This is a genomic window from Vibrio sp. 10N.286.46.A8, from assembly GCF_041470165.1.
Taxonomy (GTDB): Bacteria; Pseudomonadota; Gammaproteobacteria; order Enterobacterales; family Vibrionaceae; genus Vibrio; species Vibrio tasmaniensis_A.
This window is the reverse complement of sequence record NZ_JBFRLX010000028.1, coordinates 19,901-41,250: the sequence shown is the minus strand read 5'-3', so window position 1 is coordinate 41,250 and position 21,350 is coordinate 19,901. Positions and strand designations below refer to the sequence as shown.

18 protein-coding genes are annotated in these 21,350 nt (G+C 44.4%); 11 read left to right on the top strand and 7 right to left on the bottom strand.

The window, feature by feature from the left end:
- Nucleotides 1-120: 120 nt before the first annotated feature.
- The gene (locus AB4232_RS03745; RefSeq protein ID WP_017102996.1) at nucleotides 121-1,266 is read right to left on the bottom strand and encodes a Na/Pi symporter; all 1,146 of its coding nucleotides are present in this window, start codon (nucleotides 1,264-1,266) and stop codon (nucleotides 121-123) included.
- A 389-nt stretch (nucleotides 1,267-1,655) separates the two neighbouring features.
- Between AB4232_RS03745 and nhaR the strand changes: the two genes are divergently transcribed.
- Entirely contained in the window at nucleotides 1,656-2,546 is an 891-nt protein-coding gene (gene nhaR, locus AB4232_RS03740; RefSeq protein ID WP_009848442.1) for a transcriptional activator NhaR, read from the top strand.
- 100 nt (nucleotides 2,547-2,646) lie between these two features.
- Nucleotides 2,647-2,940, top strand: a complete 294-nt coding sequence (locus AB4232_RS03735) for a metalloregulator ArsR/SmtB family transcription factor (RefSeq protein WP_009848443.1) — start codon at nucleotides 2,647-2,649, stop codon at nucleotides 2,938-2,940.
- A 220-nt stretch (nucleotides 2,941-3,160) separates the two neighbouring features.
- On the opposite strand, the gene rpsT is transcribed toward AB4232_RS03735, so the two are convergent.
- Complete coding sequence (rpsT, locus tag AB4232_RS03730; protein ID WP_012603273.1) at nucleotides 3,161-3,421, bottom strand: 30S ribosomal protein S20; 261 nt, start codon at nucleotides 3,419-3,421, stop codon at nucleotides 3,161-3,163.
- Between the two features lie 250 nt (nucleotides 3,422-3,671).
- Here rpsT and murJ point away from each other — a divergent pair, with 250 nt between their 5' ends.
- The 6 genes from murJ to ispH all read left to right on the top strand — a co-directional run bounded on the left by murJ (nucleotide 3,672) and on the right by ispH (nucleotide 11,531).
- A complete protein-coding gene (murJ, locus tag AB4232_RS03725; RefSeq protein ID WP_009848488.1) occupies nucleotides 3,672-5,234 on the top strand; it encodes a murein biosynthesis integral membrane protein MurJ in 1,563 nt (520 codons plus the stop codon).
- Between the two features lie 70 nt (nucleotides 5,235-5,304).
- Nucleotides 5,305-6,240: a bifunctional riboflavin kinase/FAD synthetase gene (ribF, locus tag AB4232_RS03720; RefSeq protein WP_102257730.1), complete on the top strand. Its 936-nt coding sequence runs from the start codon at nucleotides 5,305-5,307 to the stop codon at nucleotides 6,238-6,240.
- 63 nt (nucleotides 6,241-6,303) lie between these two features.
- On the top strand, nucleotides 6,304-9,162 hold the full coding sequence (gene ileS / locus AB4232_RS03715) for an isoleucine--tRNA ligase (RefSeq protein ID WP_372086266.1): 2,859 nt from the start codon (nucleotides 6,304-6,306) through the stop codon (nucleotides 9,160-9,162).
- A gap of 158 nt (nucleotides 9,163-9,320) precedes the next feature.
- Nucleotides 9,321-9,821 (top strand): signal peptidase II, encoded by a 501-nt coding sequence (gene lspA / locus AB4232_RS03710; RefSeq protein ID WP_372086264.1) that lies wholly within the window; start codon nucleotides 9,321-9,323, stop codon nucleotides 9,819-9,821.
- A 194-nt stretch (nucleotides 9,822-10,015) separates the two neighbouring features.
- Complete coding sequence (fkpB, locus tag AB4232_RS03705; RefSeq protein ID WP_135382465.1) at nucleotides 10,016-10,447, top strand: FKBP-type peptidyl-prolyl cis-trans isomerase; 432 nt, start codon at nucleotides 10,016-10,018, stop codon at nucleotides 10,445-10,447.
- Between the two features lie 127 nt (nucleotides 10,448-10,574).
- Complete coding sequence (ispH, locus tag AB4232_RS03700; protein WP_135382475.1) at nucleotides 10,575-11,531, top strand: 4-hydroxy-3-methylbut-2-enyl diphosphate reductase; 957 nt, start codon at nucleotides 10,575-10,577, stop codon at nucleotides 11,529-11,531.
- A 138-nt stretch (nucleotides 11,532-11,669) separates the two neighbouring features.
- On the opposite strand, the gene btsR is transcribed toward ispH, so the two are convergent.
- From btsR to AB4232_RS03685, 3 genes are all read right to left on the bottom strand, one after another.
- Nucleotides 11,670-12,401, bottom strand: coding sequence for a two-component system response regulator BtsR (gene btsR, locus AB4232_RS03695; protein WP_371710033.1), 732 nt, complete (start codon nucleotides 12,399-12,401; stop codon nucleotides 11,670-11,672).
- Between the two features lie 105 nt (nucleotides 12,402-12,506).
- Nucleotides 12,507-14,177 carry a LytS/YhcK type 5TM receptor domain-containing protein gene (locus AB4232_RS03690; RefSeq protein WP_372086260.1) on the bottom strand — a complete coding sequence of 557 codons (1,671 nt, stop codon included), beginning with the start codon at nucleotides 14,175-14,177 and terminating at the stop codon, nucleotides 12,507-12,509.
- Nucleotides 14,178-14,435: 258 nt separating this feature from the next.
- On the bottom strand, nucleotides 14,436-15,929 hold the full coding sequence (locus AB4232_RS03685; protein WP_372086257.1) for a carbon starvation protein A: 1,494 nt from the start codon (nucleotides 15,927-15,929) through the stop codon (nucleotides 14,436-14,438).
- Between the two features lie 334 nt (nucleotides 15,930-16,263).
- Here AB4232_RS03685 and AB4232_RS03680 point away from each other — a divergent pair, with 334 nt between their 5' ends.
- A complete protein-coding gene (locus AB4232_RS03680) occupies nucleotides 16,264-16,614 on the top strand; it encodes a DUF2799 domain-containing protein (protein ID WP_009848451.1) in 351 nt (116 codons plus the stop codon).
- A 109-nt stretch (nucleotides 16,615-16,723) separates the two neighbouring features.
- On the opposite strand, the gene murQ is transcribed toward AB4232_RS03680, so the two are convergent.
- Together murQ and AB4232_RS03670 are read right to left on the bottom strand one after the other, a co-directional pair.
- Nucleotides 16,724-17,644: an N-acetylmuramic acid 6-phosphate etherase gene (gene murQ / locus AB4232_RS03675; protein ID WP_372086254.1), complete on the bottom strand. Its 921-nt coding sequence runs from the start codon at nucleotides 17,642-17,644 to the stop codon at nucleotides 16,724-16,726.
- Between the two features lie 45 nt (nucleotides 17,645-17,689).
- Nucleotides 17,690-18,805, bottom strand: coding sequence for an anhydro-N-acetylmuramic acid kinase (locus AB4232_RS03670; RefSeq protein ID WP_372086251.1), 1,116 nt, complete (start codon nucleotides 18,803-18,805; stop codon nucleotides 17,690-17,692).
- A 121-nt stretch (nucleotides 18,806-18,926) separates the two neighbouring features.
- Here AB4232_RS03670 and nagZ point away from each other — a divergent pair, with 121 nt between their 5' ends.
- Both nagZ and AB4232_RS03660 read left to right on the top strand, forming a co-directional pair.
- Nucleotides 18,927-19,916: a beta-N-acetylhexosaminidase gene (gene nagZ, locus AB4232_RS03665; RefSeq protein ID WP_372086248.1), complete on the top strand. Its 990-nt coding sequence runs from the start codon at nucleotides 18,927-18,929 to the stop codon at nucleotides 19,914-19,916.
- Between the two features lie 246 nt (nucleotides 19,917-20,162).
- Nucleotides 20,163-21,236, top strand: a complete 1,074-nt coding sequence (locus AB4232_RS03660) for a 3-deoxy-7-phosphoheptulonate synthase (RefSeq protein WP_012603285.1) — start codon at nucleotides 20,163-20,165, stop codon at nucleotides 21,234-21,236.
- Nucleotides 21,237-21,350 lie beyond the last annotated feature (114 nt).

The following is a 21,350-nucleotide window of genomic DNA, read 5'->3' as shown; positions in this document are numbered from 1 at the left end:
TTCAACTTGTCACTCGCTACTCCAATCTTCTTTTTGTTTCACACATCTGCCTTTCAGAAAAGAAAAAGCCCGCAACCTAGGAGGTTGCGGGCTTTGCTATAAGCGATGTTTGTTTTGCTATTAAGCTGTCAGTGCTAACACGCTACCAGGCAGTACAAGGAATACCGCAACAAGATAACCAGCTACTACAGCTTTGTTTTTCACTGCCATGTCTGAAATGATATCAGCTGCTTTCACTGGCAGTTCACGTAGGAACGGAATACCAAAGATGAATACCGTTGCCATGATGTTGAACACCAAGTGTACTAGAGCAATCTGTAGTGCGAATACTGCGAACTCACCAGATACTGCTGTCGCTGCTAATAGCGCGGTAATACACGTACCGATGTTTGCACCTAAAGTGAATGGGTAAACGTCACGTACTTTAAGAACACCTGAACCAACTAGTGGAACCATCAAGCTTGTTGTCGTTGAAGAAGACTGAACAAGGATAGTCACGATAGAGCCAGAAGCGATACCGTGGATAGGACCACGACCGATTGCGTTCTTTAGAATCTCACGAGCACGGCCAACCATTAGGCTCTTCATTAGCTTACCCATTACCGTGATAGCTACGAAGATAGTCGCGATACCTAGAACGATAAGCATAACCCCACCAACAGTGTCGCCAAACGTTGATAGTGGCTCTTTAATCGCACTTACAACAGGCTTAGTGATTGGCTTGATGAAGTTAAGACCACCCATGCTCATATCACCTGTTGCTAGCATCGGTGATACTAACCAGTGAGAAATTTTCTCTAGAATACCAAACGCCATCTCTAGTGGTAGGAAGATAGCAACGGCTAATAGGTTAAAGAAATCGTGAATCGTCGCACTTGCGAATGCACGTTTGAACTCATCTTTACAACGAACATGACCAAGGCTAACTAGCGTATTGGTTACTGTAGTACCAATGTTTGCACCCATGATCATAGGGATTGCTAGCTCAACAGGTAAACCACCTGCCACAAGGCCAACGATAATTGAAGTAACTGTACTTGATGATTGAATAAGGGCTGTTGCCACTAAACCAATCATTAAGCCTGCAACTGGATGTGAAGCAAATTCGAAAAGAACTTTTGCTTGCTCGCCTGTTGCCCATTTGAAGCCTGTACCAACCATTGAAACTGAAAGTAATAGTAGGTAAAGCATGAATGCCAAGTTAGCCCAGCGTAGCCAACGAGTTGTGCTCGAGATAGGCGCTGCTGCAGTAGTAGCTTGGTTCATAATGTTTTCTCCATTGGACCGTTTTAGTCTGTGTTTGGTCTGTTTGTTTAATCTGAGCGTGATGTTAGAGAATAAATATTTCAGTAATATTACATTTTGGTTTAGGTGAGACTTTTTTGTGATGATTTGCTCTTTAAATATTTGGTCTTGAAATGGTGGTGGTTTAACTTGTTGTTTTTAAAGTTTTTTGTTCGTGTTTTTGATAGGTGATATAGATCTTAAAAGTTAGAGAAAAATTGATAATAATCGTTGAAATATTACATTATGAAATTAGACACTTCGTAAAAATAAGTAGTAATTGATAGTTAGGTGTGGTTTTTCCGAGTTTATTGAGTGGGGAGGGCATATTTGATATAACAGGTTATCTTCTCTTTTTTTACGGCACATTTATGTCGCATCTCAACTATAACCACCTTTATTACTTCTGGATGGTTTGCAAGCAAGGCTCTGTTACTAAAGCTGCAGAAGCCCTATTCCTAACACCACAAACGGTAACTGGTCAGATAAAAGCCTTAGAAGAGCGTATGGACGGCAAGCTAACTAAGCGTAATGGTCGCAGTGTTGAGCCGACAGAGCTTGGGCAGTTGGTCTTTAAATATGCCGATCGTATGTTTGGCCTGAGTTACGAGATGCTGGATATCGTGAATTATAGCCAGCACTCCAATATTCTGTTTGATGTTGGCGTCGCGGATGCACTGTCCAAAAGATTAGTCAGCAAGATATTGATGTCGACAATCCCACCCGATAACAGCATTCATTTACGCTGCTTTGAATCGACTCATGAAATGCTACTTGAACAACTTTCTCAGCATAAGCTCGATATGATTTTGTCAGACTGCCCGGTGGATTCTAGCCAAAGCCCAGGCCTGTTTAGTAAAAAGTTGGGTGAGAGTGGTATGAGCTTTTTCAGTTCAGGTAATGTGGAAGGTGTTAACTTTCCTGCTGTATTAGAACAAAAGAAACTGTTAATCCCAGGAAGTCGAACTTCGATGGGGCGTAAAGTACTGCAATGGTTTGATAGACAAGGACTTAAGCCTGATATTTTGGGTGAGTTTGATGACGCGGCATTGATGAAGGCTTTCGCTCGTTACCACCACGACGCTATTTTCTTAGCGCCTACGCTATATATGTCAGAGGTTGAGGAAGATACGTCATTGCAATTGTTGGGGGGAATCGAGGAGTTAAAAGAGGAGTACTACGTCATATTTGCTGAGAGGATGATCCAACATCCAGCAGTAAAAAATGTATGTGACGCAGATTTTAGCAAATTGTTCGAGTGAGCTTGTTTGTTAATGAATTGATATCGATTATCATGACTTCATAATCTGCCGGAAATACAGATAACCCGGACTTGGCGTAAAGGTTGTATGGAGCCAAACTATGAACTTAAAAGAGATGGAGAAGAATTCAGCACAAGCTGTGATTCTACTCAAAGCCATGGCCAATGAGCGTCGCTTACAGATTCTGTGCCTATTGCATGGTACTGAGCTGTCGGTTGGGGAGTTGTGTGGCAAGTTGGAATTGAGTCAATCTGCTTTATCTCAACATCTTGCTTGGTTGAGAAGAGATGGTTTGGTCGAAACTCGCAAAGAAGCTCAAACAGTGTATTACACATTGAGCAGTGAAGAAGTAAAAGCGATGATTAACCTACTGCATGGTATGTACTGCAAGTAGTTTATTGCTGGTGGGGGAAGTGATTTCTTACCAGGGGTAGGGTCGACACAAGGAAGTGTCAGTATTTCATGTCGAACGTTAGTGCCTATCAGCAAACCGCATATCTTTAAGTAAACCAAGTAACGCTCAGCAAGAAAAATCTCTGTGTTACTCAAAATTTAGATATAAAAAAACCGGCCGAGGCCGGTTTTTTTCGTTTTGCGTTGTAATCAAATTTCTATTAAAGAGCTTTGATTGCAGCAGCGAAACGAGACTTATGACGTGCAGCTTTATTCTTATGAATAAGGCCTTTAGTCGCCATGCGGTCTAGAAGAGGTGTAACTTCTACAAGAGCAGCAGTTGCAGCTTCTTTATTGCCAGCTTCAATAGCTGCAATAGTTTTTTTCATGTAAGTGCGCATCATAGAACGACGGCTAGCATTGTGCTGGCGACGTTTCTCAGCTTGGATAGCGCGCTTCTTAGCAGATTTACTGTTTGCCAAGGTCTAACTCCCAAAAACTTAGTTCGGTGACAATTTAAGGGCGAGGACTATCCCTCATAGGCGCTTAATTGTCAAATGATTTGTGCAAAAACCAATCGTAGCCAAACAAACTTTGGTATGGAAAGGTCATCGCGGTTAAGATGGCGGGGATTCTAACAGCATTTTTAGACCAATGCTAATAAATATGCTTCTTAGGACAGGATAGTATTTATCCTCGCTTGAAAGTAATCAACCAGTGTCAGAGGTTTGTGTGAGTAAACGACTATTAAAGTCAGGCCTGATTGTCAGTGCAATGACTTTTGTTTCCCGCGTATTGGGGCTAGTACGTGATGTAGTAGTAGCAAATTTGATGGGAGCAGGAGCGAGTGCCGACGTATTTTTCTTCGCTAATAAAATCCCTAATTTCTTACGTCGACTTTTCGCAGAAGGTGCCTTTTCTCAAGCGTTTGTTCCTGTATTAACAGAATATCACGCTGCTGGTGATAAAGATAAGACTCGAGATTTAATTGCCAAAGTATCGGGCACGCTCGGGGTACTAGTTTCTATCGTCACCGTTATCGGGGTGTTGGGCTCGGGTGTCATCACTGCGATGTTTGGCGCAGGTTGGTTTATCGATTGGTTAAATGATGGCCCAGCAGCACCAAAATTTGAGCTGGCGAGCTTTATGCTCAAGATTACCTTTCCTTATTTATGGTTTATCACCTTTGTTGCTTTATCTGGTGCAATCCTCAATACCATGGGCAAATTTGCGGTTTCGTCATTTACCCCTGTGTTCCTGAACGTAATGATCATAGGTTCAGCATGGTTTATCTCTCCTAATTTAGAACAACCCGAAATTGGCTTGGCCATCGGTGTGTTTCTTGGTGGTTTAGTCCAGTTCCTTTTCCAAATGCCTTTCTTGATTAAAGCGGGTGTGTTGGTTAAGCCGAAGTGGGGGTGGAGAGATCCCGGTGTGGTTAAGATTCGCACGCTAATGATCCCTGCCTTGTTTGGTGTATCAGTGAGCCAAATCAACTTGTTGTTCGATACCTTCATTGCCAGCTTTCTAGCAACCGGCTCTATCAGTTGGCTATATTATTCGGATCGATTATTGGAATTCCCACTCGGTTTGTTTGGTATTGCTATTGCGACGGTTATTCTTCCTGCTTTGTCGCGTAAACACGTAGATGCTCAAGGGGAAGGGTTTGCTCATACAATGGACTGGGGCGTGCGCATGGTTTTATTGCTAGGCATTCCTGCGATGTTAGGTCTTATTGTTTTAGCGAAGCCGATGCTGATGGTGCTCTTCATGCGTGGCGAGTTTTCACCACACGATGTACAGCAGGCTTCCATGTCTTTGGTGGCATACGCTTCAGGCTTGCTAAACTTCATGTTGATTAAAGTGTTGGCTCCGGGCTATTACTCACGTCAAGATACTAAAACTCCTGTGAAGTACGGCATCATTGCGATGGTCACTAACATGGTGTTCAACGCGATCTTCGCTTATTTCTATGGTTATGTTGGTTTGGCAATCGCAACGGCGTTATCTGCGTTCGTGAACATGACTCTACTTTATCGTGGTCTGCATATAGCGGGTGTTTATCGTTTAACCAAGACTACATTGTTGTTTAGCCTTAAATTATTAGTATCTGGAACTGTGATGGTTGGCGTGATTTTATGGCAACTAGACAATATGCAGCTGTGGCTTGATTGGAGCTTCAACCAAAGAGCGTTGACGCTAACAGGGTTGATCGCACTTGGTGGCTTTGCTTATATTGTGTCGGTACTGGTTTTAGGTATCCGAGTAAAACATTTAAAAGCAGCGACAGATTAATACTGATTAGTATATAATCCGTCGGTTTCACACAATAAATGATGCAAATAACAGGTTTTAGCTGATCACAATGGAACTGATCCGAGGTATACACAATATTAAAGCACAGCATCATGGCTGTGTATTAACCATAGGTAACTTCGATGGTGTTCATTTAGGGCATCAAGAGGTTCTGAGTCAGGTTTCTAAACAAGCTACAGCACTGGGACTCCCTTCTGTTGTCATGACGTTTGAACCGCAACCTATGGAGTTGTTTGCTAAAGGTCGAGCGCCAGCGCGTTTAACTCGCTTACGAGATAAGTACGTGCAATTGAGCAAGCTAGAGATTAGTCGTTTATTGTGTGTGAATTTCAATCAGTATTTTGCAAGCTTGTCTGCGAAAGCGTTCATTAAGGAGCTTTTGGTTGATAAGCTTGGTGTGAAATTCTTGGTGGTTGGTGACGATTTTTGCTTTGGCAAAGGCCGAACGGGTAATTTCGCTATGCTTAAAGAAGCGGGCGAAAAATATGGTTTTGAGGTGGTGAGCACCCAAAGTTATTGCTTAAACCAATTACGAGTAAGCAGCACTGAGATACGAAATGCGTTAGCGGCCAATGACTTGGTTTCTAGTGCTACCATGCTTGGGCGTGACTACAGTATCAGTGGTCGTGTTTCTCATGGTCGTAAACTAGGGAGAACTATCGGTTTCCCTACCGCTAATATTCCATTAAAACGTTGTGTTTCTCCTGTGTCGGGAGTGTATGTTGTTGAAGCATTAGATATCGACGGTGTTCCTGTCGGTGGTGTTGCTAATATTGGACAACGGCCAACAGTTAATGGTGTAAGGCAGCAATTAGAAGTACATTTTTTTGACTTTAAAGCCAATTTATATGGTAAACAGTTAGAAGTGCGACTTTTGCACAAACTGCGCGACGAGATAAAGTTTGAGTCGTTTGACGCATTAAAGAATCAAATAGAATTGGATGCTGAAGCCGCAAGGGTGTGGCTGCTTCAGCTAAAGAATTAGTCGGATAATTCCACCGATTAACATAATGTCTAACTTCGCCCAATATAACGGAATTAAGAATCGATGAGTGATTATAAAGATACCCTGAACTTACCAGAAACAGGGTTCCCAATGCGTGGCAATCTGGCAAATCGTGAACCAGAAATGCTGAAGCGTTGGTACAAAGAAGACCTTTACGGTGAGATCCGTAAGGCAAAGAAAGGTAAAAAATCTTTCGTACTGCATGATGGCCCTCCATACGCGAACGGCGACATTCACATTGGCCACGCGCTGAACAAGATTCTTAAAGACATTATTATCAAATCTAAGACCCTTTCTGGTTTTGATGCACCGTACATCCCTGGTTGGGACTGTCACGGTCTTCCAATCGAGTTGATGGTTGAGAAGAAGAAAGGTAAGCCTGGTCAGAAGATTTCAGCGGCTGAATTCCGCGAAGAGTGTCGTAAGTACGCTGCGGGCCAAGTTGAAGGTCAGAAAGAGAGCTTCAAACGTCTTGGTATCATGGGCGAGTGGGATAAACCTTACCGCACTATGGATTTTGGCACTGAAGCGAACATCATTCGTTCTCTAGGCAAAATCGCAGACAAAGGTCACCTTCTTAAAGGTTTCAAACCCGTTCACTGGTGTACTGACTGTGGCTCTGCTTTGGCTGAAGCTGAAGTTGAATACAAAGATAAAGTGTCTCCATCTATCGATGTGAAATTTACAGCAGCTGACGAAGTGGCTCTACTAGAGAAATTTACTCTAGCGGAAGGTCACGCGGGTCAGGGCGAAATCTCTATCGTTATCTGGACGACAACACCATGGACTCTGCCGGCTAACCGCGCAGTATGTCTACGTGATGATCTTGAATACGTATTGATCCAAGTTGAAGCGAATGGCGAACAGCCAGCTCAACGTATCGTTGTTGCTTCTGAACTAGCAAAAGACGTAATGGATCGTGCGGGTATCGAGCACTTCCATAACCTTGGTTTTGCTACTGGTGCTGATCTTGAGCTTTCTCAATTCAACCACCCGTTCTACAACTTTACGGTTCCTGCTGTTCTTGGCGACCACGTTACAACTGACTCTGGTACTGGTGTGGTTCATACCGCTCCTGGTCACGGTCAAGAGGATTTCGTGGTTGGTAAGAAGTACAACCTAGAAATTGCTAACCCAGTAGGCTCTAACGGCGTTTACCTGCCAGACACTGAGCTTTTTGCTGGTCAGCATGTATTCAAAGCGAACGACTCTGTTTTAGAAGTTCTAAAAGAGAAGGGTGCACTACTGCATCACCACGCATACGAGCACAGCTACCCACACTGTTGGAGACACAAAACTCCAATCATCTTCCGTGCAACACCACAATGGTTCATCTCTATGGATCAAGCTGGCCTTCGTGCAAAAGCGCTTGAGTCAACGAAGAGTGTTGAATGGATGCCAGAATGGGGCCAAAGCCGTATCGAAGGTATGATCGAAGGTCGCCCTGAGTGGTGTATCTCTCGTCAACGTACTTGGGGTGTGCCAATTGCTCTGTTCGTTCATAAAGAAACATCAGAACTTCACCCAGATAGCCCAGCTCTTATTGAAAAAGTAGCGAAGCTTGTGGAAGAAAAAGGCATTCAAGCTTGGTGGGATGTAGATGCTGCTGAACTGATGGGTGCTGAAGACGCTGATAAGTACGAGAAAGTACTTGATACGCTAGACGTATGGTTCGACTCAGGTGTAACGCACTTCTCTGTTGTGGATTCTCGTGAAGAGTACAACTTCCCGAATGAAGAAAGAACGCACAGTGCTGATCTTTACCTTGAAGGTTCTGACCAACACCGTGGCTGGTTCCAGTCTTCTTTGATTTCATCTATCGCGATGAAAGACGAAGCACCATACAAGCAAGTGCTAACGCACGGTTTCGTGGTTGATGGTAACGGCCGTAAGATGTCTAAATCTATCGGTAACGTTGTTGCTCCTAAAGATGTAACGAACAAACTAGGCGCAGATATTCTACGTCTATGGGTTGCTTCTACGGATTACACTAACGAAGTTGCGGTTTCTGACGAGATTCTTAAGCGTTCTGCTGATGCTTACCGTCGTATTCGTAACACGGCTCGTTTCTTCCTAGCGAACTTGAACGGTTTCAACCCTGAAACTGACCTAGTTCCTGCTGAAGAAATGGTAGCACTTGATCGCTGGGCTGTTGGCCGTGCTCAAGCTGCACAAGAAGAGATCGTTAAAGCATACGGTGAGTACAATACTCACGGTGTAACTCAACGTCTAATGCAGTTCTGTTCTATCGAAATGGGTTCTTTCTACCTAGACGTAATTAAAGACCGTCAGTATACAGCGAAGCAGGGCAGCCATGCTCAACGTAGCTGTCAAACGGCGCTTTACTACATCGTAGAAGCTCTAGTTCGTTGGATGGCACCTATCATGTCGTTCACTGCAGATGAAATCTGGAACGAGATGCCAGGCGAACGCGACACGTTTGTATTCACAGGCGAGTGGTTCGAAGGCCTATTTGGTCTTGCTGACGACGAAGAGCTAAGCAACGAATTCTGGACTGAAATCCAGTCAGTTCGTGGTGCAGTGAACAAGCTTCTTGAAGATGCTCGTAAAGAGAAAACAATCGGTGGTGCTCTGCAGGCTGAAGTTACTCTATACGCTGACGATGCACTAGCGGCAAAAATCAACAAGCTAGAAGATGAGCTACGTTTCGTACTTATTACTTCTTCTGCGGTTGTTAAACCACTTAGCGATAAGTCTGATACAGCTCAAGCGACAGACGTTGAAGGTCTATACGTTGAAGTTGCAGCAACTGAAGCTGAGAAGTGTGACCGTTGCTGGCACCACACTCCAGATGTAGGCACAATTGAAGGTCACGAGAAAGTTTGTGGTCGTTGTGTGTCGAACATCGACGGTGAAGGCGAAGTGCGTAAGTACGCATAACGACTCAGAGAAAGACTGAACTTTGTGTAAAAATCATAGCCCCAGTACCAACTGGGGTTATTTTTAATTATAGGAAATGTGTTTAGCCAAGTTTGGTAATCAAGGTCACTTAAATTGAGTAACAGTGAATACCAACTTCGTAAATACTAGGAATAGAAATGAGTGAAGTTTCGTTAAAACAATCTGGTGTGCGTTGGTTATGGTTGGCCCTACTGGTCTTCCTTGCTGATATCGGTATCAAACTCTTTGTTATGGACAACATGGGTTATGGCTGGGCAAACCGCATTGAGGTGTTGCCATTCTTTAACTTTTTGTACGTGCATAACTACGGTGCAGCATTTAGCTTCTTGAGTGATCAAAGTGGTTGGCAGCGCTGGTTATTTACTGGTATCGCATTTGCGGTAACGGGGATGCTGACGTACTGGATGAGCAAGCTACCAGCAACAGATAAGTGGAGCAACATTGCTTATGCGATCATCATTGGTGGCGCTGTTGGTAACGTGTTCGACCGTGTTGTACATGGCTTTGTCGTCGATTACTTAGACTTCTATTGGGGTACTTACCACTGGCCTGCATTTAACCTAGCGGATATGGGAATCTGTATCGGCGCCGCGATGATCATCTTAGATGGTTTCCGTAAGAAAGATGAAAGCCAATAGACTACTCAGACATTAATGAGTATCAAGCAAATCGCTTTGTAATAGATTGTCCTAAAGTCAGCCTATGACTCACAGAATAGAATAGCCCTAAGCGCTGTCGGTTGATTCCGACGGCGCTTTTTTTTATGCTGCAACTAATATGAGATCAAAGCAAAATGCATTCTCAAATAATAAAGAAATCTAAGGAAAGTAACGTGGCAGCAATTAAAAATGATTCAGCAGTAACTCTACATTTTACGATTAAAATGAAGGATGGTTCAGTTGCCGATAGCACCGAAAATATGGGTAAGCCTGCAAAGTTTGTGATGGGTGATGGCAGCCTAAGTGAGAACTTTGAACAGTGCCTGATTGGCCTTGAAACGGGGACTGAAAAGTCTATCGAATTGAAGGCGGAAGACGCGTTTGGTATGCCAAATCCAGATCATATCCATCATATGGATCGTGCTAAGTTTGTTGGCGATTCTGAAGTCGAGGTTGGCACTATTATGGCTTTCTCTGGTCCTGATGGTATGGAAATTCCAGGTATTATCACTGAGATCGCGGGTGATTCAGTGACGGTTGATTTTAATCATCCATTAGCAGGCCAAGACGTTACGTTTGACGTCAACATCTTAGCGGTGGAATAACGATAGAATAACATCGCCTTACAGGTGTGGCACAACCCAGAGCTTCACTGTCTCGGCGCTTCACTGTAGAATGCGAACCTCGCTGACAGCGAACTCTATAGAAACAACCTTAGTACCGCGGTAAATGATGAGCAATGAAATGAAAATAATGTTAGCTAACCCTCGTGGCTTTTGTGCCGGTGTCGATCGTGCGATCAGCATCGTAGAGCGCGCACTGGAAATGTATCAGCCACCGATCTATGTTCGCCATGAAGTGGTGCATAACCGCTTTGTTGTTGAAGGGCTCAAGCAACGTGGTGCTATTTTTGTCGAAGAGTTAAGTGAAGTACCAGACGATAACATCGTGATCTTCTCGGCTCACGGTGTTTCTCAAGCGGTTCGCAAAGAAGCGAAAGAACGCGAGTTAACGGTATTTGATGCGACGTGTCCTTTGGTGACTAAAGTTCATATGGAGGTTGCTCGAGCGAGCCGCAAACATATGGAAGTAGTATTGATTGGTCACGCGGGTCACCCTGAAGTGGAAGGCACTATGGGTCAATACGCTAGCCAAGCTGGTGGTATGTATTTGGTTGAAAGACCAGAAGATGTACAGAACTTAGTCGTGAACGACCCGAGTAACTTACATTATGTTAGTCAAACCACGCTGTCAGTTGATGAAACTGCAGACGTGATTGAAGAGTTACGTCGCGTATTCCCTGAGATCCAAGGACCACGTAAAGATGATATTTGCTACGCAACACAAAACCGTCAAGACGCAATTCGTGAGATGGCTGGTGATGTTGATGTAGTGATAGTTGTTGGCTCTAAGAACTCATCGAACTCTACTCGTTTAAAAGAGCTAGCTGAGAAGCTAGGCACGCCAGGTTATCTAACCGACTGTCCTGAAGACATTCAAACTGAATGGGTTGAAGGGAAAAAGAAAATTGGTGTGACAGCGGGTGCTTCAGCGCCTGAAGAGCTAGTAAACCAAATCTTAGATCGTATTCGTGAGTTGGGTGCTACCGAGGTTGAAGAGATTCAAGGTCGTGAAGAGAACATGTTCTTCGAAGTACCAAAAGAGCTGCAGATTAAGCAAGTCGACTAGTCTCTATGGATTGGTGACAAGATCGATTCGTAACTCTATCGATTCGCAAACACTATTGATTTGTAAACAGTAGGAAGCCAACGTTGATGCGTTGGCTTTTTTGATCGTGCTTTGGAAAGGCGTCGAATTTCTAACGGGTTACTGGAGGCCGAGTAGCTCTTTCAGTGTCTTGAGGTAGCGACGACTGACAGGCACTTCAAAACCAGTCAGCGTGATGATCTCCGCTAATCCATTTTCCAACAGTTTGATCTCTTGGATCGATTTTATGTTGATCAAATACTGTCGATGACAACGGATCAAATCGGTTTTTTCTTCTAGGATCTTCAGGGTTAACTGTGAAGTCGCCGTTTGTGATGAGCTACGAACATGCACACCACTTATATCTGAATAAGCGCACTCGACCGTTTGGCTTGCCATGATCACAATGCGGTTGTGGCCGATACACGGGATCTGCTCTAAACGGCACGGAGCAATCGCTGAGATGTCTTGTTCCGGTGCTTTGTGGTTCTGCTTGATGACTTTATTCAGACGGCAAACACTCTTATTTAATCGACAAGGTTCAACTGGCTTGAGTAGGTAGTCAAAGGCATTGTCTTCAAATGCTTGAATCGCATATTGGTCGTAGGCGGTGACGAATACCACGTAGGGCATGGTGTCTGGATCAAGCATGCTTAACAGTTCAATTCCGGTAACCTGCGGCATTTGGATATCCAAATACACCACATCAGGCTTGAGCAGATTGATCTGTTTCAGTCCTTCGATCGCGTTACTCGCTTGGCCAATGATTTCTACTTGTCCGGTTTCAGTGAGTAGTTCAATCAGCTCTTCGCGAGCAAAAAGCTCATCATCGACAACTAATGCCTTTAACATCCTACAATCTTCATTTTGGTTCTATCCCTGCTTGTTTCACGCTTTTCTTTTAAATGTCGGCTTCTAAATGTTTCAACTCGGAGTGATTCGTCTCCGAAAATGCCTTTATTTCAGTATAGGTATGATAAAGCTCATTCGAGTGAATTGCTGTGGTTGAGATTCTATTTTTAGTGCTGAATCTTGTCCAAAGAAATTAGTGAGTCGTTTATCAACAATCTCCATACCTAATCCGACATGATCTTGAGATGGCTTCTGATAATTACCCGCGTTGTCTTCAACGGTTAACTTGAATCCACCCTCGAAAGCCTCGCTATAGATCTTAACTTTGCCGCCTTCTAACATATTGGATATCCCATGCTTGATGGCGTTTTCTACCAGCGGTTGCAGGGTAAAGCTTGGCAGTTGCGACTCGTATAGTTGTGGGTCGATATCCCATTCGACTTCTAATCGGTCGGTAAAACGTGCTTTTTCAATAGTTAGGTACGCATTGACGTGCGCCAGTTCGTCTTTGAGTTTCACTGTATTGATGTTCTGCTTCAGATTACTTCTAAAGAAGTGAGATAGATGCTGAATTAGTTCTCGTGCTTTATCAGGGTCACGGCGTGTAACGGCACTGATGGTGTTGAGTGCATTAAACAGGAAGTGAGGATTCACCTGTGCATGCAGCAGTTTGATTTCCGCTTGGGTGAGCAGCGTTTGCTGTTGCTGATAATTACTAAACAATATCTGGCTCGACAATAGCTGAGCGATGCCTTCGCCCATCGACATGTTGATGGTCGAGAATAGTTTCAGCTTTGGCTCATACAGTTTGATGGTTCCGACCACTTCATTACCCGCGCGCAGTGGAATAATAAGCGCAGAACCCAATTTACAATCTTGCGATAGAGAACATTGGTACGGGTTCTCTTTGCCATCAAGGTAGATGATGTCGTTCTGTTTCATCGAGGTAAGCGTGCTCTGCGATGAAATCGGAGTGTTAGGTATGTGGTGTTCATCGCCAATGCCAACAAACGCGAGAATTTTTTCTCGGTCGGTGATCGCCACCGCACCAACGTTGGTCTCTTCGTAAATGATGCGCACGATTTTTTGCGCATTATCTGAATTGAATCCTCCATGCAAAATACCCACTGAACGCTCGGCAATGGTTAATGCGCGGCGTGAGAAAGTTGCCGAATATTTCTCGAAGATGGTTTTCCGGTCTTGGATGATGCTCATGAACAGTGCCGCACCCACAGAGTTAGCAATGATCATTGGCGCGGCAATATCAGAAACCAGAGCATAGGACTGCTCGAATGGTTTCGCGACCGCTAACAGAATTAGCATCTGAATAATTTCTGCAAACAGGGTTACCGAGAAAACCACCAACGGATTAAACAGTTGGCTAGCTTTGTTCTTTCTGACTAAGTAAACATGCAATAGGCCACCAATCAAGCCCTCTGCGGTGGTTGAAATCGCACAAGCTAAGTCTGTGAAGCCACCTAATGAGTAACGATGAATTCCGCCAGTAAAGCCGACGGCAAAGCCAACGACAGGGCCCCCAAACAAACCACCCATCACGGCACCCATCGCACGTGTGTTGGCTATGGCGTCATTAATCTGCAGCCCAAAATAGGTGCCCATAATACAGAACAGGGAAAACAGAACATAACAGCTGACTTTATGACTTAAGCGTGAAGAGATGCTCAACAAAGGGAGAATCAACGGGGTTTTACTTAGCATGTAAGCTATTACTAAGTAGACACAGGTTTGTTGCAGCAGAGAGAGAATGAGTTCCATATTTTCACCAATTGAGATGCTTGCTAAGTGTAAAGCTCATTGAGGCTGAAAGGTAGCTTTGCTTTTTGCAGGTTGTCTTTCTTTTATAAAGTGGAAACTAACGTATTCAGTGGTTATGGATAAAATAATAAAGCCCATCATACATGATGGGCTTTGATCTTAGATTCCAGTTCATCAAAGATGTGGTGGAACAAGCGAAGTGTTTTTGGCTTTCTTATTCTCCTCTTTCTATGAAGAGTGAGAATGTTTCGGGGAAAGCTAAGCTGTTTTTGTTACGGGCTTTGCTTCCTTTTCTGATTCTTCATCAGCAAGGTCGATATCGCCTTTGCCTTTTGAAATTTTGATAACGTAAGCTGCGATACCTAATGCACTCACTACGCCGATGATGGTTGAAAGCTGCATTGGCAGACCGAAGCCTAGCTGACTGTTGTTCAGGATGAATGTAATACACACAGAAGTCATGAACACAGCTGGAACCGTTGTCACCCAGTGCAGTTTATTGTGACGAAGTAGGTAAGCCGAAGCTGTCCACAGCATCATGACTGCTGTTGATTGGTTAGCAAAACCGAAGTAGCGCCAGATGATACCGAAATCTACTTGAGTCAGGATGCCACCAAGAACGAATAGCGGTAGAGCCATTAGTAGTCGGTTACGCAGTGTTTTCTGTTCCATGTTGAAGTATTCAGCAAGGATAAGACGGCTTGAACGGAACGCTGTGTCACCAGAAGTGATAGGTAGGATAACCACGCCAAGGAAAGCAAGGATACCGCCAAATACACCCAGTAGGCCAAATGAAGCGCTGTATACCACGTTACCTGGGCCGCCGTTTGCAATCGCGTCAGATAAAGACTCAACTGAACCGAAGAATGACAGAGCAAGCGCACACCAGATTAGAGCGATGATGCCTTCACCAATCATTGCACCGTAAAATACGAAGCGACCGTTCTTCTCGTTTTCCATACAACGCGCCATCAAAGGAGACTGAGTTGCGTGGAAGCCAGAGATAGCACCACAAGCGATAGTGATGAATAGAGCAGGCCAAAGTGGTAGGTCATTCGGGTTCATGTTGGTGAACATGTCTTTCATCTCGAAGCCGCCCATGATTTGGTGCTCGTCAGATAGACCAATCGCAGTGATTAGGCCAACAGACATGAAGATAAGCAGTGCACCGAACAGTGGGTAGAAGCGACCAATGATTTTATCGACAGGGACAATCGTTGCGATGATGTAGTAAGCAAATATGATAACAACCATCGTTGTTGCAGACATCGCGAAATCAGTTTGGTCATTCACTAGGTTAGTGATCATGCCTGCTGGAGCAGAAACGAATACCACACCAACAAGAAGCAGTAGAACAATGGCAAAGATGTTCATAAAGTGTTTTGCGCCATTGCCTAGGTAACGTCCTGTGATGGTTGGAACCGAAGCACCACCATTACGGATAGATAACATACCTGAGAAGTAGTCGTGTACAGCACCTGCGAAGATACAACCTAGAACGATCCAAAGCATTGCTGCTGGGCCGTAAAGGGCACCCATGATAGGGCCGAAGATTGGACCTACACCTGCAATGTTAAGCAGTTGAACTAGGTAAACCTTTGGCGTCGACATTGGAACGAAGTCCACGCCGTCTTGCTTGGTGTGAGCGGGTGTTTGACGCTTTTCATTGATACCGAAAATCTTCTCGATAAAGGCACCGTAAATAAAGTAGCCACCAATGAGTGCTGCAACACAGGTAAGAAACCACATCATAATTTGTTATCCCTGAATGTATTAATTAAGTCAGGGTGTATATTAAAGGAGTGTATGAGAAGAAACTTCCGCTATGAGAGTGAGTGGTCGAATAGCTAATTAAGTGGTGTTATAACCGGTTTAGTGGTTTGTGACCTTTGCGGAGCGGTTGGTTACTGGTGTTGAGAAGTATCATGCTTCTAGTTAGTGGTGACTTGTTAGCTTTAAGCGGTAATCAATAAATATCAGCGGCAGATAACAGACATAAGTGGACATCAGTCAGTGTTCAGCGGAGAATCGCCACAAAGGCAACACTTCGTCAGGAAGTGGTGAAGTAACAATATAAAGGATTGAAATGAAAAAAATAATCGCATTATTCGCCGTGGCATTTAGCCTTGCAGGATGCAGCGCCAATGTTCAAGATTTAGCCGCCGAAGGCAATTGGCAAGAGATTGGCTATCGTGATGGTATCAAAGGCCACACTCAGCGTTCTTATTCAGATATGGCCGAGCTTGGCGGAGTCGATCAAGCTAGCTATACAGAAGGCTATCACCTAGGTGTGACTGAATATTGTAATCCGAACCATGCTTATCAGATTGGTTTATCTGGTCAAGTGTATGAAGGCGTGTGTTCTGGTACGGAAGACGCTCAACGTTTCCGTATGGAATGGCAGCGCGGCTGGGATGAGTTTTCTAACGACTACTAAGCTCAAGCTAGCGATTAGAAATTAAAAAGACCAGTGCCGTATGTGTACTGGTCTTTTTGTATGTCGTTAAAGTAGCTGTCTAAATGAGAAGCCACAAACCAAATTAAGATTACTGATTATTCTCGACCGCTTTTCTTAAGAAGCCATTTTGTTTATCAAGCTGAGCCTTGGCCAGTTCTAAATCTAGCCCTGTTAGAATCATCAAAATCGATAGCTTCACATCGTAATCAGTCGCTTTAAGTGTCGACACCGCCAGTGCTTTCTCGCACTCCGTTGCTTGGATAACGATACGAGCAGCGCGGGCAACCAACTTTTCATTGGTCGCTTTTACGTCGACCATCAGGTTTTGGTAGCTCTTACCAATGCGAATCATGCTGGCTGTGGTCAGCATATTAAGCACCAGCTTTTGTGCTGTCCCTGATTTGAGTCGTGTTGAACCCGTCAATGCTTCTGGGCCAACCACCGGGCTAATTGCGATTTGAGCAATCTCAGCAATTGGAGAGCCTGGGTTACAAGACAGCGCAACCGTCACCGCACCAATCTGATTCGCATAGTTGAGCGCACCAATCACGTAAGGTGTACGGCCACTGGCTGCAATGCCTACCACGACATCGTTTTCTGTAAATTGAATGGCTTTCAGGTCTTCAATACCGAGAGTCAGCGAATCTTCCGCTCCCTCTTTGGCTTTTAAAATCGCTTCTGGTCCGCCAGCGATTAAGCCGATAACCATTTTGTCTGAAACACCGAAAGTCGGAGGGCACTCTGAGGCATCTAATACACCTAATCGACCACTGGTGCCTGCACCCATATAGATCAGTCGGCCACCGTTTTGAAAGGCGTGAGCGATCTTGTCAACCGCTTTCGCGATCAGTGGTAATTCGGCTTCGATCGCCAGTGGTACCTGTTTGTCTTGTTGGTTAATCTTTTCAACCACTTCGAGAGAGGTGAGTAGATCAATATCCATAGTGTCAGGGTTTCTCCCCTCCGAAACGAGGTGCGAGAGCGCTGATATGAGAGCGTCGTTACTCATAATGATCCTTAAATGGTGATTCTAAAATGATGGTTCTAAAGTTGTTTAGTCAGCACGATAGAGAACGCCTAGAGAGGCCGCTCTGCTTGCGCCAGTCACTTCTGGTAAATTGCTTGGCAGTTGATGAACATGACGTTGAGCAAGCCACGCAAAGGCCATGGCTTCCATGTAGTCGGCATCAACGCCTTTACTGGTGGTTGACTCAACCTCCCAGCTAGGAAGCAGTTCAGACAGTCTCTTCATCAACAGTGGATTTCTCGTACCCCCGCCACACACATACAGTGCAGGTTGGTTGCCCAAGCGATAAGTCTCCACTTCATTGGCTATCGTCAATGCGGTGTATTCACAAAGCGTGTACTGAACATCTTCTGCTGCAAGGTCTTTGAATTCTGTTAATTGTTGCTCTAGCCACGGTAGATTAAACAGCTCTCTACCAGTGCTTTTCGGTGGCATTTGAGATAGATAAGATTCGTTCAACAGCTGTTCGAGCAAGGCTTGATTGAGTTGACCTTTAAGTGCGAATTGCGCATCACGGTCAAACTTCTCACCCGTGTGCTTATCTATCCAAGCGTCCATCAACATATTGCCCGGGCCTGTATCATAACCAAGAGTAGGCTGATTCGGGCGCAGTACTGAAATATTCGAGATTCCACCAATATTCAACACCACAACCGAGCTGTCTCGCGGGTGAAAAATCGTATGGTGAAACGCTGGTACTAATGGCGCACCTTGTCCGCCAAGCGCCATGTCTTTGCGTCTGAAGTCGGCAACCGTTTGAATCTGTGTTTTAGCGGCAATGATATTGGCGTCACCTAACTGCATGGTAAATGGCGAATTACCGGTTGGCTTGTGGAATACTGTTTGGCCATGGTTACCAATCGCAGTCACAGAAGATGCAGGCGTATCTGACTTGTCGAGAAGTTGCAAAACTGCATCAGTAAATAGATGACCAAGCTGGTGGTCGAGTTCGCCAATGGCAATCAAATCCGTTTTCTGACCAATACAAACTTCAAGCAGACGCGCTTTGAGATCATCAGGCATTGGGAACTCATCATGAGCGAGCAATGTGATGCGCGAATCTTCAATCGAAACTAAGGCGGTATCAACACCGTCCATACTCGTCCCCGACATCACACCGATATACAGTTCTTTATGATCCATTCCTAAGCTCTTGCACTGCATTCTTAAAGTCTTCCACAGATTGGTTTAAAAACATTGTAAAGCAAATTTAAAGAGAATAATCTCGGGAAGTTTATGAAATTAGGTTTAATAAGGGATAAATATGGGACCGTTGTGGGTAGATGTCGCGGGCTACGAACTGACAGCTGAAGACAGAGAAATTTTAGAGCACCCAACCGTTGGTGGTCTCATCTTATTCGCTCGAAACTACCACGATAGCAAACAGCTTTCGGCGTTAAATAAAGAGATCCGCAAGGTAGCGAAACGTCCTATTTTGATTGGCGTTGACCAAGAAGGTGGCCGAGTTCAGCGCTTTCGCGATGGCTTTTCAATTATCCCTGCAGCTCAAGAATTTGCGACTAAGAACGGTGGTGAGCAGTTAGCAGAACAAGCCGGCTGGTTGATGGCGGCGGAATTGATTGCCCATGATATCGATCTGAGCTTTGCGCCGGTATTAGACAAAGGCCACGACTGTAAAGCGATTGGTAGCCGAGCGTTTGGTGAAGATATTGATACCATTGTTCGTCACAGCAGCGCTTTCATCAAAGGCATGAAGTCGGTTGGTATGGCGACGACAGGCAAGCACTTTCCTGGACACGGTGGTGTGATTGCTGACTCTCACTTAGAAACGCCTTACGATCCTAGAGATGATATCTTTGAAACCGACATGGCAATTTTCAAGGCGCAAATTGAAGCCGGAATATTGGATGCGATGATGCCAGCACACGTGGTTTTCTCTCACTATGATGATCAACCAGCGAGCGGTTCACTGTATTGGCTGCAGAAAGTATTGAAGCAGCAGCTTGGATTCAAAGGCTTAGTTTTTTCTGACGACTTAACGATGGAAGGCGCGGCCATTATGGGCGGACCAGCAGACAGAGCGAAAGCAGCTTTGAATGCTGGCTGTGACATGGTGCTGATGTGTAATAAGCGAGATGCACAAATTGAGGCTCTTGATCATTTAGCGATTCAAGAGGTGCCTTTAGCCAACTCATTGCTTAAAAAGCACAGCTTTGATTTATCGACGCTTCACTCGGATAGTCGATGGAAAGAGGCCTCAGAGCAAATTAAGCGAATGTTAAACGCTGGGTGATAAATAAACACTCTATAAGTTTGAAGAAGGCGATATGAGAAATATCGCCTTTTTTGTATGTGTGAGGTGCAGTTTAAGCTGGTTTGTGTATTAGAGCGAATTAAAATGAACATGTAAATTTAAATTTACACCAAATGTTTTTTATTGTTTACACTTGCAATCGTTTTTGTAGCTGTTATTGTGTTTTTAAAGATTGTTAGCCCAAATGGAAATATTGGGTGTAAAAATAAATATACAGGTTGAGTTATGCAGAAAAGTGAATTAAGCAATGTCAATATCATCGACGAACAAGTACTGATTACTCCAGAGGAGTTAAAAGCAAAACTGCCTTTGAGTGATAATGCTCGTCGTTTCATTCAAGAGTCTCGTCAAACTATTGCAGACATTATTCATAAGAAAGATCATCGCATGCTTGTGGTATGTGGCCCATGTTCTATCCATGATATTGAAGCGGCGAAAGAGTACGCGAAACGCTTAAAAGCTTTATCTGAGCAGCTTAGCGATCAACTGTATATTGTAATGCGTGTTTACTTTGAGAAGCCTCGTACCACTGTTGGTTGGAAAGGCTTGATCAATGACCCTCACCTAGATGGCACTTTCGATATTGAGCATGGTTTACATGTTGGTCGTGAGTTACTTGTTGAACTTGCTGAGATGGAAATCCCACTAGCGACGGAAGCGCTAGACCCAATCAGTCCGCAATACCTAGCAGATACATTCAGCTGGGCTGCAATCGGCGCTCGTACGACTGAATCACAAACTCACCGTGAAATGGCGAGTGGTCTTTCAATGCCAATCGGCTTTAAAAATGGTACGGATGGCAATCTAGGTACTGCAATCAATGCAATGCAGGCGGCTTCTTCTAGCCACCGTTTCATGGGTATCAGTCGTGAAGGTCAAGTCGCACTACTCACGACGCAAGGTAACCCAAATGGTCACGTAATTTTACGTGGCGGTAAGCAGACGAACTACGATTCAGTATCGGTACACGAATGTGAGCAAGAGCTGGGCAAGTCTGGCTTAGAGGCGGCACTAATGGTCGACTGTAGTCATGCGAACTCTCGTAAAGATTTCCGTCGTCAACCGCTGGTGGCTGAAGATGTCATCCATCAGATTCGTGAAGGTAATAAGTCGATTATCGGCTTGATGATTGAGAGCCATATTAACGAAGGAAACCAATCTTCAGATATACCTCTCAATGAGATGAAATACGGTGTATCTATTACCGACGCGTGTATCAATTGGGATTCAACTGAGGCACTATTGAAACATGCACATACAGAATTAGTCCCGTTCTTAGAGAACCGCTTGAAAGGTTAGTCAGAGTTTAAATTTAAGTGCCTCATCTAATGGGGCATTTTAAGATCTGTTGCTAACGAACCTGCATCAGTGCGGGCTTTTAGATTGGCACGGGCTTATAGATGAGTAAGGAAT

Bases quoted from the DNA above. Each gene is read 5' to 3' on its own strand.
- AB4232_RS03745 (WP_017102996.1), bottom strand. From the start codon at position 1,266: ATGAACCAAGCTACTACTGCAGCAGCGCCTATCTCGAGCACAACTCGT.
- nhaR (WP_009848442.1), top strand. From the start codon at position 1,656: ATGTCGCATCTCAACTATAACCACCTTTATTACTTCTGGATGGTTTGC.
- AB4232_RS03735 (WP_009848443.1), top strand. From the start codon at position 2,647: ATGAACTTAAAAGAGATGGAGAAGAATTCAGCACAAGCTGTGATTCTA.
- ribF (WP_102257730.1), top strand. From the start codon at position 5,305: ATGGAACTGATCCGAGGTATACACAATATTAAAGCACAGCATCATGGC.
- ileS (WP_372086266.1), top strand. From the start codon at position 6,304: ATGAGTGATTATAAAGATACCCTGAACTTACCAGAAACAGGGTTCCCA.
- lspA (WP_372086264.1), top strand. From the start codon at position 9,321: ATGAGTGAAGTTTCGTTAAAACAATCTGGTGTGCGTTGGTTATGGTTG.
- ispH (WP_135382475.1), top strand. From the start codon at position 10,575: ATGAGCAATGAAATGAAAATAATGTTAGCTAACCCTCGTGGCTTTTGT.
- btsR (WP_371710033.1), bottom strand. From the start codon at position 12,401: ATGTTAAAGGCATTAGTTGTCGATGATGAGCTTTTTGCTCGCGAAGAG.
- AB4232_RS03690 (WP_372086260.1), bottom strand. From the start codon at position 14,177: ATGGAACTCATTCTCTCTCTGCTGCAACAAACCTGTGTCTACTTAGTA.
- AB4232_RS03685 (WP_372086257.1), bottom strand. From the start codon at position 15,929: ATGATGTGGTTTCTTACCTGTGTTGCAGCACTCATTGGTGGCTACTTT.
- AB4232_RS03680 (WP_009848451.1), top strand. From the start codon at position 16,264: ATGAAAAAAATAATCGCATTATTCGCCGTGGCATTTAGCCTTGCAGGA.
- murQ (WP_372086254.1), bottom strand. From the start codon at position 17,644: ATGAGTAACGACGCTCTCATATCAGCGCTCTCGCACCTCGTTTCGGAG.
- AB4232_RS03670 (WP_372086251.1), bottom strand. From the start codon at position 18,805: ATGGATCATAAAGAACTGTATATCGGTGTGATGTCGGGGACGAGTATG.
- nagZ (WP_372086248.1), top strand. From the start codon at position 18,927: ATGGGACCGTTGTGGGTAGATGTCGCGGGCTACGAACTGACAGCTGAA.
- AB4232_RS03660 (WP_012603285.1), top strand. From the start codon at position 20,163: ATGCAGAAAAGTGAATTAAGCAATGTCAATATCATCGACGAACAAGTA.